Source organism: Comamonas thiooxydans (genome assembly GCF_000964545.1).
GTDB classification, from domain to species: Bacteria; Pseudomonadota; Gammaproteobacteria; order Burkholderiales; family Burkholderiaceae_C; genus Comamonas; species Comamonas thiooxydans.
This window is the reverse complement of sequence record NZ_BBVD01000002.1, coordinates 258,458-271,260: the sequence shown is the minus strand read 5'-3', so window position 1 is coordinate 271,260 and position 12,803 is coordinate 258,458. Positions and strand designations below refer to the sequence as shown.

Below are 12,803 nucleotides of genomic sequence, written 5' to 3'. Positions count from 1 at the left end.
TTTATTAAGCACTTCGGGGGAACTTTGCTGACGCTGAGGGCTTCCAAATCGCACTACTCTTGATTGTCGTTTGGGAGCATTCCTATGCTGATTCGTCACAGCAACCAAGGCTTCGAGCATCCACTAGGCAGCGAGATCACGCCTCGGATCCAATACCTGCAGCGCCGGGACTTTCTGCAGACCCTGGCCATGGGGGCGGCGGGCGCCACCTTGGCCGGCTGGGCCGGCCGCAATGCATGGGCGGCGACCGAGCGAAGCAGCCTGCCGCCTCTCAAGGGCCAGCCCAGCAAGCTTGCCGGGGCCATGACGGTAGAGGCCGCCACGGCCTACAAGGACGCCACGGGCTACAACAATTTCTACGAGTTCGGGCTCGACAAGGACGAGCCCGCACGCAATGCACACACGCTCAAGACCCGGCCCTGGACGGTGCGCATCGAAGGCCTGGTGCAGAAGCCGCAGACCCTGGACATCGACAGCCTGCTCAAGCTCGCGCCCATGGAAGAGCGCATCTACCGCCTGCGCTGCGTGGAGGGCTGGTCCATGGTCATCCCCTGGGTGGGCTACTCGTTGTCCGAACTGCTCAAGAAAGTGCAGCCGCTCTCCGGCGCCAGGTATGTGGAGTTCGTCACCCTGGCCGACAAGGCCCAGATGCCAGGACTCAGAAGCGGCGTGCTGGACTGGCCCTATACCGAAGGCTTGCGGCTGGATGAGGCCATGCACCCGCTGACGCTGCTGGCCTTCGGCATGTATGGCGAGGTCCTGCCCAACCAGAATGGTGCGCCGCTGCGCCTGGTCGTGCCCTGGAAGTATGGTTTCAAGAGCGCCAAGTCGCTGGTGGCGATCCGCCTGACCGACAAGGAGCCAGGCACCGCCTGGAACAAGGCGGCACGCAACGAGTACGGCTTTTATTCGAATGTGAATCCCGAGGTCGATCATCCGCGCTGGAGCCAGGCCACCGAGCGGCGCATCGGTGAGGGCGGGCTGTTCGCCAAGCGCCGCAAGACTCTGCTGTTCAACGGCTATGGCGATCAGGTGGCGTCGCTGTATGCGGGCATGGACCTGAAGAAGTTCTACTGATGCAGGCCTGGTTGCTCAAGCCCTGGGCCAAGCCACTGGTCTTCATGCTGTGCCTGCTGCCTTGCGCATGGCTGTTATATGCGGCGTTCACTGACGGGCTGGGGGCCAATCCGGCCGAAGCCCTGCTGCGCAGCACGGGCGACTGGACCCTGCGCTTTCTCTGCATAGTGCTGGCGGTGACGCCGCTGCGCCAGATCAGCGGCTGGAATCTGCTGGTGCGTTACCGGCGCATGCTGGGCCTGTATGTGTTCTTCTACGCCTGTCTGCACCTGCTTTGCTATGCCTGGTTCGACATGGGGCTGGACTGGGGCGATATCGTGGCCGATATTCCCAAGCGCCCGTTCATCTTGGTGGGTTTCAGCACCTGGCTGCTGCTGCTGGTGCTGGCCGTCACCTCGCCAAAGTTCATGCTCAGGGCTCTGGGCGGCAAGCGCTGGCAGTGGCTGCACCGAGCAGTCTATGTGGCGGTGCCGCTGGCCTTGCTGCATTTTTTCTGGATGCGCGCCGGCAAGAACAATTTTGGCGAGGTGGCCGTCTATGCAGCCATTCTCGGTAGCTTGCTCGGCTGGCGAGTGCTGCGTGCACTCAGAAGCAATCAACCTGCCACGGCGCGCAGCGGCGGACGTACCTGACGCGAGATCGGGTCGATCTCTGCCGAAGGCAACTGGTAAGCGCGCTGGTCGAACAGGTCGATGCCGCATTGCAGGCTTTCGAGCCAGTTGAACAGGTCGCCAATCGCCTGTTTGCCCATGATGGGAGCGCCATGCTGGGGAACAATCATGTCTATGGGCAACTGCCGTGCCATCTGCACCCATAGTCTCAAAATCTTGTTGGAGACCATGTAGCGGCGGTGAAAGCCTTCCATGCGTGCAATATGCGGGGCGAGGTCGGTGACGGGCTTCTGCGCTTCTGCGCCGGTGGTCAGAGAGACGCCCAGGTCGCCCGTGAACAGAATCTTGCTGATCGGGTCGTAGAAGTGGAAGTTGCCCTCGGCATGGAGAAAATGCGCGGGCAGCAACACCAGCTCGCTGTGGCCCAGAGGCAGGCGTCCGCCCGAGTCAGGTACGCCAATGACGCGGTTTTCCGTTTTGCCCACCTTGGTGAAGTGCGGTGCAAAGCGCTCCCAGATGCGCGAGATGACCAGTTGTGCGCGCGTGCTGCTCATCCAGCGATCCAGCGAGGCGATGATGTCCGGGTCGGCATGCGAGGCAATCAGATAGGCGAGCTTTTGCGGCGGGAAATGCCGCGACATGCCCATGAACAGCTCGTTGAAAGCCAGGTTGCCACCGGGATCAATGATGGCCCCCGTGCCGTTGTCCACGATCAGGAACTGGTTGGCCTGAATCGCCTGACCGTCCTCCTCGATGAGGTCGGTGAACATCAGACAGACGTGGTTTTTGTCGCGATAGAGCTCAATGGACATGGCAGTTTGTCAAAGGACAAGATGCCATCACTCTAGAGAGTAAGTCCGGGCGCCATGTTGATGTGCATCAAGCCTCAGGGCTTGGCATCGGTCTGGGGAATCTCGTTGGCCTCTATCGGCGTGGCTTTCGTTGCAGGTGTTGCTGCGCTGGAAGGCTTGGTGGAAATGCCCAGCGTTTCGGGCAGCGTGGCGCGACCCTGCGCCGCAGGATCTGTAGGCAGATAGAGCGGGCCTTTTTGCCCGCAGGCGGAAAGTGCTGCCAGGGACGCCGCACAAGCCGCAAGGGCAATGCTCCTGACTAAAATTTGGTTGGCTTTCAACATGGGCAAATTGTAATGACTGACCTTGAATATCTGGATCGCGCCGACCAACTTCTGCTGGCTGTGGAGCAATGCTGTGATCGCATCAATGACGAAACCGATGCCGACCTTGATGCCCAGCGTGTGGGCGGCATGGTGACTTTGGTGTTTGCCAATCGCAGCCAGATTGTCATCAACCAGCAAAAACCCCTGCATGAAATCTGGCTGGCGGCCAAGGCAGGCGGCTTTCACTATCGCTTTGACGAAGACAAGAAAGTCTGGCTGGACACCAAGGGTGCTGGCGAGTTCTTTGCCAATCTGACGCAATATGCAAGCGAGCAGTCGGGCATGGCTCTGGAGTTCAAGGCCCTGGCCTGAACATTCAGGGTGCTGGAATAAAAAAGCCTGCCTCGATGAGAGGCAGGCTTTTTGTTGTTGGAGGGCTTAGTTTCTGAACAGGTCCAGAATGCGGCTGCGCTCTTCTGCGGCAGGCGGTTGGGTGGCACCCGGGCCTGCGTTGCCAGGATCGGAGGCGCCTTCCATGCCGAGGCTGGAGACGCCGCCGTTGCGGGCGTTTTCTTCGTAATACCAGTCGCCGCCCATATTGACCACGCCGGGCGGGGTTTGCACTTCGGCCACCGGCACTCCCTTGAGTGCGTGCTGCATGAAATTGATCCAGATGGGCAGGCTCAGGCCGCCACCTGTTTCGCGCGAACCCAGGTTGCGCGGGGTGTCGTAGCCAATCCAGGAGACAGCGGCAATGCTGGGCTGGTAGCCGGCAAACCAGGCGTCCACCGAGTCATTGGTGGTGCCGGTCTTGCCATACAGGTCGGGGCGCTTGAGTGTGGCCTGGGCACGTGCAGCCGTGCCCACGCGTGCCACATCATTGAGCAGGGTGCCGGTGAGGAAGGCATTGCGCTCGGGGATGGCCTGGGGCAGCTCCTTCACCGCTGGTGGGGTGAACTCGGAGAGGATGCGACCCTTGTGGTCTGTCACTCGGGCAATCAGCCAGGGGTTGATGCGATGGCCGCCGTTGGCAAACACCGAATAGGCTCCCGCCATCTGCAGCGGAGTGACGGAACCGGCGCCCAAAGCCATGGTCAGGTAGGCGGGCTGCTTGGCGGCTTCAAAGCCGAAGCGCGTCGCCCATTCCTGCCCGGTCTTGGGGCCGATGGCCTGCAGCAACCGGATGGAGATCATGTTCTTGGACTTGTTCAAGCCCGTGCGCATGGTCATGGGACCGTCGTAGCGGCCGTCGTAGTTCTTGGGCTCCCAGGGCTGACCACCGGTGGTTGCCGCACTGAAGAAGATCGGTGCGTCATTGATCATGGTGGAGGGCGAGAAGCCGTGCTCGAGCGCCGCCGAGTAGATGAATGGCTTGAAGCTGGAGCCGGGCTGGCGCCAGGCCTGGGTCACGTGGTTGAACTTGTTCTTTTCGAAGTCGAAGCCACCGATCAGCGCGCGGATGGCGCCGGTTTGCGTGGACATGGCCACAAAAGCGCCTTCGACTTCGGGCAGCTGGGTGATTTCCCAGGCACCCTTGGCGTTCTTGATGGCGCGGATCACGGCACCGGGGCGGATCTTGATATTGGGCGGTGCCTTGGGGCTGAGACCAGATTCGGCGGGCTTGAGGTTGTCGCCCGTGATCTCGAAATGGGTACCGTCCGCACGGGCCGCGACAATTTTGCGCGGCGAGGCTTCCAGCACCACGGCTGCAACCACATCGCCGTTGTCGGGATGGTTGGCCAGGGCATCGTCGATGGCGTCTTCCAGCTCCTGAGCGTTGACTGGCAGAGTGATGAACTTCTCGGGGCCGCGGTACTTCTGGCGGCGTTCGTAGTTCATGATGCCTTCGCGCAAAGCCTTGTAGGCAGCCTCCTGTTCACCGGCATTGAGAGTGGTGTAGACGTTCAGGCCGCGGGTATAGGCGTCGCTGCCGTATTGGGCAAAGATCAGTTGACGGGCCATTTCAGCCACGTACTCTGCATGTACACGGGTCGAATTGGCGGCAGTACGCAGCTTGAGCGGCTCTTCGCGGGCCTGCCTGGCCTGCTCTGCGGTGATGAAACCGTTTTCCTCCATGCGCTCGATGATGTAGAGCTGGCGGATGCGGGCGCGCTTGGGGTTGCTGATCGGGTTGTAGGCCGATGGAGCCTTGGGCAGGCCGGCCAGCATGGCGGCTTCGGCCACCGTGATGTCCTTGAGCGGATGGCCGAAATAGGCTTCACAGGCTGCTGCAAAGCCATAGGCACGGTTGCCAAGGAAAATCTGGTTCATGTAGATCTCGAGGATCTGCTCCTTGGTGAGCAAGTGCTCAAGCTTGAAGGTCAGCAGGATTTCGTAGATCTTGCGGGTATAGGTCTTCTCGGAAGAGAGGTAGACATTGCGTGCAACCTGCATGGTGATTGTGGAGGCGCCCTGGCTCTTGACCTTGCCCAGGTTGGCCAGCGCAGCACGCAGCATGCCCTTGTAGTCCACGCCGCCATGCTCGAAGAAGCGGGTGTCTTCGATGGCCAGCACGGCATCCGTCATGACCTTGGGGATCTCGTTGATGGGCGTCAGGGTGCGACGTTCCTCCCCAAACTCTCCCAGCAGAGCGCCTTCGCTGGAGTAGACCCGCAGCGGTAGCTTGGGGCGGTAGTCTGCAAGTTCGGAGACGTCTGGAAGATTAGGGTAAGCCATGGCCAGCGCCACGGCCACGGCCAGCAAAACGGCCAGGGCAGCGGCGACGGCAATTCCGATCAGCCAGAAAATGGAGCGCGGCAGCCAGTGCATGCGTTTTTTGGGAGTTTGAGATCCAGGCGCAGGTGCCTGGTGAGCAGAATGTTCTGATGGCGGCATTTCGCAGTATTGGCAAGGGGTAGGACATTATAGAAATGCCGCCCGGAAAAGCATCGTGGCGGCCGGGGTGGGGCCGCGCTTTGATTGAATCCTAAATCACAGGGTAAGCACCAGTATGCGCAAGGGCTGAGGTTCTTGCGGTTTGACGTTACACAAGTTTGTCTTTTTTTGACCACGAAATACGGTGAAAAGCGCTGCAGCAAAGCATGTGCTGCTATAGCTTGCTGCTAGGATTCCGGGGTATTGCTGGCTTTTGTTTCCATTCTTACAAACTTGGGGGGGCATGTTGATTGCTCTGAGTTCTTTATTCAGCCGTCAGCCTGCACCTTTGCTTGGCATTGATGTCAGCTCCTCCAGCGTGAAGCTGGTCGAGCTGGCCAAAAGCAAATCCGGCGAGTGGCAACTGGAGCGTTGTGCGATTGAGCCTCTTGAAAAAGGCTGGATCACCGACGGCAATATTGAGAAATTTGATGAGGTGGCGGAGGCCGTGCGCCGGCTGGTCAAGAAAAGCGGAACGCGTACAAAGCAAGTGGCCATGGCGTTGCCAGCTGCTGCTGTGATTACCAAGAAGATCACCTTGCCAGCCGGCTTGACCGAGCTGGAAATGGAAGTTCAGGTCGAGTCCGAAGCCAATCAATACATTCCGTTCTCGCTCGATGAGGTGAGCCTGGATTTCTGTGTCATAGGCCCGTCGCTGGTGTCGCCTGGCGATGTGGATGTGCTGATTGCTGCATCGCGCAAGGAAAAAGTGCAGGACCGCCAGGGCCTGGCCGAGGCTGCCGGTCTCAAGCCCATGGTGATCGATATCGAGCCCTACGCCGCCCGAATGGCGGCAACGCGTCTGGTGTCGCGTTTGCCCAATGCCGGGCGTGATGCTGTCGTGGCGCTATTCGAGGTGGGCGCGATGACTACCAGCATGCAGGTGCTTCGCAATGACGAGGTGCTGTATGAGCGTGATCAGGCCTTTGGCGGTGCACAGCTTACCCAGTTGATTGCACGCCAGTACGGTTTTTCTCCGGAAGAGGCGGAGGCCAAGAAGCGCAGCGGCGAATTGCCGGACGACTACGCGGCTGGTGTGCTCAAGCCCTTCGTGCAAAGCCTGACCCAGGAAGTGGCGCGAGCGTTGCAGTTCTTCTTCACGAGTACTCCCTACAACCGCGTCGATCATGTGTTGCTGGCAGGTGGATCGTCGTCCTTGCCGGGGCTGGTGGATGCCGTCAGCCAGCAGACTGGATGTGCCTGCAGTCTTGCCAATCCCTTCGAAGGCATGGAAATTGGCAGCGGCGTGCGTCTGAAGAAGATGGCGCGTGAAGCGCCGTCCTATCTGACCTCTTGCGGTTTGGCCATGCGGAGGTTTCAAGAGTGATACTGATTAACCTTTTGCCGCACCGCGAGGCGGCCAAGAAGCGCCGTAAAGAAGCGTTTCAGGTCAATATGGTGCTGGGCGCACTGGGTGGACTGCTGATCGCAGCACTGATTTACTGGTATTTCCAGATGATGATCGAGGGCCAGCAGAACAAGAACAATCTGCTGCGCTCCGAAATCAAGGTCCTGGAAACACAGATCAAGGAAATCGAGGGGCTCGAGGCCGAAATCACCGCTCTGCGTGCACGGCAGAAGGCGGTGGAGGATCTGCAGTCCGACCGCAACCTGCCGGTGTACATGCTCAATGAGCTGGTCAAGCAACTGCCGGACGGTGTCTACATCAGCAGCATCAAGCAAGAAGGCCTGTCGGTGACCATGCAGGGAACTGCACAGTCGAATGAACGTATTTCCGAGATGCTGCGTAATCTTACGGATGGCTCGCCCTGGTTCTCCAAGCCGGAGCTGATGGAAATTGTGGCCAAGACTGTTGATGTGACTGCCAAGGATAAGCGCCGTGCAGCTGCATTCACATTGCGCTTCAATCTGACCAGGGCCAGCGATGCGGAGAAAAATCTGCTTGCTGCAAGCTCTTCTGTGAAAGCGCAGTGATGGCAAAAAAGAAGAAATCTCTGGACATCGATTTCGCTGCGCTGCAAGAGAGAATTCAGCGCCAATTCCGGAATCTGGATCCCAATGACCCTTCGGTCTGGCCAGCCTTGCCCAAGGCACTGCTGTATGTTGCCGTGGCAGTCGCTGTCGCAGCCTTGCTGTGGTTCGTCGTTCTGAAGGATTACGAAGCAGAGCTCGACGCCGAGCGTGCGACCGAGGTGACTCTGCGCGAAGACTATTCCAGGAAAATGGTCAAGGCAGTGAGCCTGGAGGGCTTGAAGAAGCAGCGCGAGCAGGTGCAGCAGTATGTGACGCAGCTGGAAAAGCAACTGCCCAGCAAGGCGGAGATGGCTGCTCTGCTTTCCGATATCAACCAGGCCGGCTTGGGACGTAGCCTGCAGTTTGAAGTATTCCGCCCTGGCGCCATGGTGACCAAGGAGTACTACGCCGAGCTGCCAATCACCCTGAAGGTGACGGGGCGCTATCACGACATCGGTGCTTTTGCCTCGGATATCGCTTTCCTGTCCCGTATCGTGACCTTGAACAATCTGTCCATCGCCCCGGGCGGCAAGGACACGGATGTGCTGTCCATGGATGCCACGGCACGGACGTTCCGATATCTGGATGCGGACGAAGTCAAGGCGCAGCGTGACGCGGCCAAGGGGAAGAAATGAGCAGAGCATTCTTGAGCCCTGTCTGGCTGGTCCTGATGAGCAGTGCTTTGCTGGCGGGTTGCACCTCCTCCGAGGAGGAGCAACTGCGTGAGTGGATGGCCCAGGAGCGTGCCAATGCCAAGCCTCGCGTGACTCCTCTGGAGGAGCCCAAGCCTTTCAAGCCCCAGGCCTATACAGGGGCTGATGGCATGGATCCCTTCAATCCGCTCAAGCTGATCCAGGTGCTGCGCAAGGAGTCTGCGCAATCCAACATCAGCACGGCGTTGCTCACGCCAGAGCTGAGTCGCCGCAAGGAGCCGCTGGAGGCCGAGCCGCTGGACACCATGACCATGGTGGGCAGTCTCGACAAAAAGAACGTGCCCACGGCCTTGGTCAAAGTCGGCGGCCTGCTCTATCAGGTACGTGTCGGCAACTATCTGGGGCAGAACTACGGAAAGATCACCAAGATTACGGAAAACTCCATCCAGCTAAGAGAAATTGTCCAGGATGGCGGTGGTGACTGGATTGAAAGAACAAGCACTTTGGAGTTGCAGGAGGTCGGCAAATGATGGGTATTAATCGCAGCACTATGGCGAAGGCCCGTTGGGGTCTGACCCTGAGCGGCCTTTTGCTTTCTTCGGCAGCTTGGGCGCAAGCCCGCATTGAGGCTGTTACAGGCGCTTTGCAGTCTGGCTCCGAGGTCGTCCGTGTCGAGCTGTCCGAACCGCTGGCTGCAGACCCGACCGGATTCGTGGTTCAGTCTCCGGCGCGTATCGCTCTGGATTTTCCGGGTGTGAGCAATGGCTCGGGCAAGTCGTTGCTTGAATTCAATCAGGGCAATCTGCGTTCGGCAAATCTGGTGGAAGCATCGGGTCGCTCACGCCTGGTATTGAATCTGAAGACGGCTACGACCTATCGCTTGCAGCGCCAGGGCAAATCTTTGCTGATCTTGCTTGATCCCGCAGGTGCCGCGACAACCGCTGCAGCTGCGGCTCCTGTCATGGCTCCGGTGTTCGAGAACAAGACGGCAGCCTCTGATGCAGCTCCGATTCGCGGTATCGACTTTCGCCGTGGTAGCGATGGCTCCGGCCGGGTTGTAGTCAGCCTTGGCAGCAGCCAGGTGGGGGTGGATCTGCGGCAGGAGGGCAAGGGCCTGACGGTGGACTTCCTGCGTACAGCTCTGCCTGAAAATTTGCGCAAGAAGCTCGATGTGGGGGATTTCGGTACGCCTGTGCAAACGATATCGACCACTCAGCAAGGCGATCGTGTTCGGATGCGCATTGACCCTGTGGGTGACTGGGAGCACAGCGCATACCAGAGCGACAATCAGTTCGTGGTGGAAGTGCGCCAGAAAAAGGTCGACACCAGCAAGTTGACGCAAGGCCCGGGCTACAGCGGCGAAAAGCTGTCGCTCAATTTCCAGAATATTGAAGTGCGCTCTTTGCTGCAGGTCATCGCGGACTTCACCAACTTCAATATCGTCACCTCGGATACGGTGACAGGTGCCTTGACTCTGCGTCTGAAGGATGTGCCTTGGGACCAGGCTCTTCAGATCATCATGGATGCCAAGGGGCTGGGCATGCGCAAGTCCGGCTCCGTGCTCTGGATCGCTCCCAAGGACGAGATTGACGCGCGTACCAAGCGTGACTACGAAGCGGCCATGGAAATCCAGAAGCTGGAGCCTTTGCGCACGCAAGGCTTCCAGCTCAACTATGCGAAGGCGGCGGATATCCTGCAGCAGATCACGACTTCGACAGGCGGCGGTGGTGCCGGCGGTACAGGGTCCAGCACGCGCTTTCTGTCGTCGCGCGGCTCCGCTATTTCCGAGCCTCGCACCAATCAGCTGTTTGTGACGGATACGCCGACCAAGCTGGAAGAAATGAAGGCTTTGCTGGCAACGCTGGATGTGCCGGTGCGCCAGGTCATGATCGAGGCCCGCATTGTGGAGGCACGCGATACCTTTGGCCGTTCGCTGGGTGTGAAGTTTGGCGGAGGGGCTGTTGGCAGCAATGCATCCATGACTTCGTCTCAGTTCCTGCCAGACAGCAGTTCGGGATCAAGCACCAAGTTCCCCAGTGGCAATTTTGTCAATTTGCCAGCCAGTATTTCAGGAATCAACACGGTGGGGCAGGTCGCATTCTCTGTCTTCAATAGCTCGATGACGCGTTTCCTGTCCCTGGAGCTTTCCGCTTTGGAAGCAGAGGGTGATGGCAAGATCATCTCCAACCCCCGTCTGGTGACAGCAGACCAGAACAAGGCATTGATCGAGCAAGGCACGGAATACCCGTACTCCGTGACTGCGCCGAATGGCGCCACGACCATCTCGTTCAAGAAGGCCGTGCTGAAGCTGGAAGTGACTCCGCAAATTACCCCTGAAGGCGACATCATTCTGGATCTGGATGTGAACAAGGACAGCCGTGGTGAGACCACGACTCAGGGCGTTGCCATTGATACCAAGCATGTCAAGACCCAGGTGCTGGTCGAGAATGGCGGCACGGTCGTGATTGGCGGTATCTTTGAATTGGAGGAAACCAACCAGCTCAACAAGGTACCGCTGTTCGGAGATCTGCCTGTGTTGGGGCATTTGTTCCGTAGCAACACCAAGGCTTCGAGCAAGCGTGAAATGCTGGTTTTCATCACTCCCAAGATGCTGAGCCAGGCGCGCAGCACCAGCAAATAACTGTTATCAGTTTTTACATAGGGCCCGCACGAGTTGATGCGGGCCTTTTCATTTGTAATATCTGCGGGCTGCGAGAATCATGGGCTGGCCAGATTGGCGGATGACGGTAACGCGATGACTGTTCTAAAGAAATTTCATATTGCCCTTGTGGGTTTGCCAGGCTCCGGCAAGTCCACCATCGGACGCTATTTGGCCAAGCGTTGGTCTATGCCTTTTGTGGATGTGGACGTGGCCATCGAAGAGCATATCGGCTGCACGATTCGCGATTTTTTTGCCAAGGAAGGCGAGTCCAGATTCAGGGATGTAGAGCAGGAGGTGCTGGCAGCGCTGCTGGCGCGACCTGAGAAAACAGTGGTTGCCACAGGTGGCGGTGCCGTGCTGAAGGCTGAAAACCGGCAAGAGCTGGCCGAGCATGCACAGGTGGTCTATCTGAGTGCATCACCGCATGAAATTGCCAAGCGCCTGCAGCGGGATACTCAGCGTCCCTTGCTGCAAGTGGACAATCCTTTGCAGCGCTTGCTGGATTTGCATGCCATCAGAGATCCGCTCTACAAGGAGGTTGCGGATTTTGTGGTGGCGGGCAGCGGCCTGTCCGCCACGCAGGTGGCCCAGCGAGTGGCCATGCAGATTGAACTCGGTCAGCATTCCTGATTGCGCTGAAAAGCTTGTTGGTCAATACACTGCGTGTGGTTCCTGCTATGTATTTTGAGAGAGGTTGAACGTGGAAACGGTGCATATTGATTTGGGAGAGCGCAGCTATCCCATCGTGATTGCAGAGGGCTTGCTGGCCCAGAGCTCCACTTGGCAGGCATTGCCCAAGGCGGCGGCGGCTCTGGTCGTGACGAATGATGTCGTGGCCCCGCTTTATCTGTCTGCGCTCAAGCAGGCCTTGAGCGGCCAATACGCCCAGGTTCATGAGGTGGTGTTGCCCGATGGCGAAGCGCATAAAGACTGGCAGACTCTGAACCTGATTTTTGATGCCCTGCTGCAGCATGGTTGTGACCGCAAGACGGTGCTGTTTGCACTGGGTGGCGGTGTTGTGGGGGATATGACGGGCTTTGCTGCCGCCAGCTATATGCGTGGCGTGCCTTTTGTGCAGGTGCCGACCACGCTGCTGTCCCAGGTCGATTCTTCGGTGGGCGGCAAGACTGCCATCAACCACCCGCTGGGCAAGAACATGATTGGGGCCTTCTACCAGCCGCAGCTGGTGCTCTGCGATCTTGCTACGCTGGATACCCTGCCCGAGCGCGAGTTGAGCGCAGGTCTGGGGGAAATCATCAAATACGGCCCTATCGCCGATATGCAGTTCTTCGACTGGCTTGAGCAGAACATGGATGGCCTGCTGCGCCGCGATCGCGACATGCTCGCCCATGCCGTCAAGCGAAGTGTGGAGATCAAGGCCTGGGTCGTGGGGCAGGACGAGAAGGAAGCGGGTCTGCGCGCGATTCTCAATTTTGGTCATACCTTCGGTCATGCGATCGAGGCCGGCATGGGCTACGGCAACTGGCTGCACGGTGAAGGTGTGGCGGCAGGCATGGTGATGGCGGCGGAGCTGTCCCAACGTCTTGGCCTGGTGGAGGCGAGTTTTGTCTCGCGTCTGCGCAAGCTGATTGAGCGAGCGGGCTTGCCGGTGCGCGCAGCGGTCATCGATGCCCAGGACAATGCTGGTCGCTATCTGGAACTGATGCGGGTCGACAAGAAATCCGAAGCCGGTGAAATCCGCTTTGTGCTGATCGATGGTCCCGGCAAGGCGGTGATGAGGTCGGCACCCGACGCGCTGGTGCGTGAAGTGATCGATAGTTGCTGCGCTTGATGGATGGCGCTATGTGAGCAGACCCTGGGGGAAGCGAGCCCAT

General features: G+C 58.9%; 13 protein-coding genes. 10 read left to right on the top strand and 3 right to left on the bottom strand.

Features of this window, described 5'->3' with window-relative positions; all coding sequences use genetic code 11:
- Positions 1 to 84 precede the first annotated feature (84 nt).
- Positions 85 to 1,077, top strand: a complete 993-nt coding sequence (gene msrP / locus Cth01_RS02755) for a protein-methionine-sulfoxide reductase catalytic subunit MsrP (RefSeq protein ID WP_045838464.1) — start codon at positions 85 to 87, stop codon at positions 1,075 to 1,077.
- Positions 1,077 to 1,709: a protein-methionine-sulfoxide reductase heme-binding subunit MsrQ gene (gene msrQ / locus Cth01_RS02750; RefSeq protein WP_034390601.1), complete on the top strand. Its 633-nt coding sequence runs from the start codon at positions 1,077 to 1,079 to the stop codon at positions 1,707 to 1,709. Before msrP ends, msrQ begins: the two co-directional genes overlap by 1 nt.
- Here msrQ and Cth01_RS02745 read toward each other — a convergent pair.
- On the bottom strand, positions 1,673 to 2,500 hold the full coding sequence (locus Cth01_RS02745; protein WP_034390603.1) for an oxygen-binding di-iron domain-containing protein: 828 nt from the start codon (positions 2,498 to 2,500) through the stop codon (positions 1,673 to 1,675). The two genes, msrQ and Cth01_RS02745, sit on opposite strands and share 37 nt — an antisense overlap.
- Positions 2,501 to 2,574: 74 nt before the next feature.
- On the bottom strand, positions 2,575 to 2,823 hold the full coding sequence (gene lptM, locus Cth01_RS02740; protein WP_034357410.1) for an LPS translocon maturation chaperone LptM: 249 nt from the start codon (positions 2,821 to 2,823) through the stop codon (positions 2,575 to 2,577).
- A gap of 12 nt (positions 2,824 to 2,835) precedes the next feature.
- Between lptM and cyaY the strand changes: the two genes are divergently transcribed.
- On the top strand, positions 2,836 to 3,177 hold the full coding sequence (gene cyaY / locus Cth01_RS02735; protein ID WP_003061987.1) for an iron donor protein CyaY: 342 nt from the start codon (positions 2,836 to 2,838) through the stop codon (positions 3,175 to 3,177).
- 66 nt (positions 3,178 to 3,243) lie between these two features.
- Here the strand turns inward: cyaY and Cth01_RS02730 are convergent, their stop codons facing one another.
- Positions 3,244 to 5,574, bottom strand: coding sequence for a penicillin-binding protein 1A (locus tag Cth01_RS02730; protein ID WP_045838463.1), 2,331 nt, complete (start codon positions 5,572 to 5,574; stop codon positions 3,244 to 3,246).
- Between the two features lie 349 nt (positions 5,575 to 5,923).
- Here Cth01_RS02730 and Cth01_RS02725 point away from each other — a divergent pair, with 349 nt between their 5' ends.
- From Cth01_RS02725 to aroB, 7 genes are all read left to right on the top strand, one after another.
- On the top strand, positions 5,924 to 7,006 hold the full coding sequence (locus Cth01_RS02725) for a pilus assembly protein PilM (RefSeq protein ID WP_012837037.1): 1,083 nt from the start codon (positions 5,924 to 5,926) through the stop codon (positions 7,004 to 7,006).
- Positions 7,003 to 7,614, top strand: coding sequence for a PilN domain-containing protein (locus Cth01_RS02720; protein WP_012837038.1), 612 nt, complete (start codon positions 7,003 to 7,005; stop codon positions 7,612 to 7,614). Before Cth01_RS02725 ends, Cth01_RS02720 begins: the two co-directional genes overlap by 4 nt.
- The gene (locus Cth01_RS02715; protein ID WP_034381535.1) at positions 7,614 to 8,288 is read left to right on the top strand and encodes a type IV pilus inner membrane component PilO; all 675 of its coding nucleotides are present in this window, start codon (positions 7,614 to 7,616) and stop codon (positions 8,286 to 8,288) included. Before Cth01_RS02720 ends, Cth01_RS02715 begins: the two co-directional genes overlap by 1 nt.
- The gene (locus Cth01_RS02710) at positions 8,285 to 8,836 is read left to right on the top strand and encodes a pilus assembly protein PilP (RefSeq protein ID WP_034357416.1); all 552 of its coding nucleotides are present in this window, start codon (positions 8,285 to 8,287) and stop codon (positions 8,834 to 8,836) included. The genes Cth01_RS02715 and Cth01_RS02710 overlap by 4 nt, the downstream gene beginning before the upstream one ends.
- On the top strand, positions 8,833 to 10,947 hold the full coding sequence (locus Cth01_RS02705) for a type IV pilus secretin PilQ (protein WP_034390605.1): 2,115 nt from the start codon (positions 8,833 to 8,835) through the stop codon (positions 10,945 to 10,947). The genes Cth01_RS02710 and Cth01_RS02705 overlap by 4 nt, the downstream gene beginning before the upstream one ends.
- A 114-nt stretch (positions 10,948 to 11,061) precedes the next feature.
- Positions 11,062 to 11,598 carry a shikimate kinase gene (locus Cth01_RS02700; RefSeq protein WP_034381543.1) on the top strand — a complete coding sequence of 179 codons (537 nt, stop codon included), beginning with the start codon at positions 11,062 to 11,064 and terminating at the stop codon, positions 11,596 to 11,598.
- 64 nt (positions 11,599 to 11,662) lie between these two features.
- Positions 11,663 to 12,760 carry a 3-dehydroquinate synthase gene (gene aroB, locus Cth01_RS02695; protein ID WP_034357420.1) on the top strand — a complete coding sequence of 366 codons (1,098 nt, stop codon included), beginning with the start codon at positions 11,663 to 11,665 and terminating at the stop codon, positions 12,758 to 12,760.
- The last annotated feature ends 43 nt before the right edge of the window (positions 12,761 to 12,803 follow it).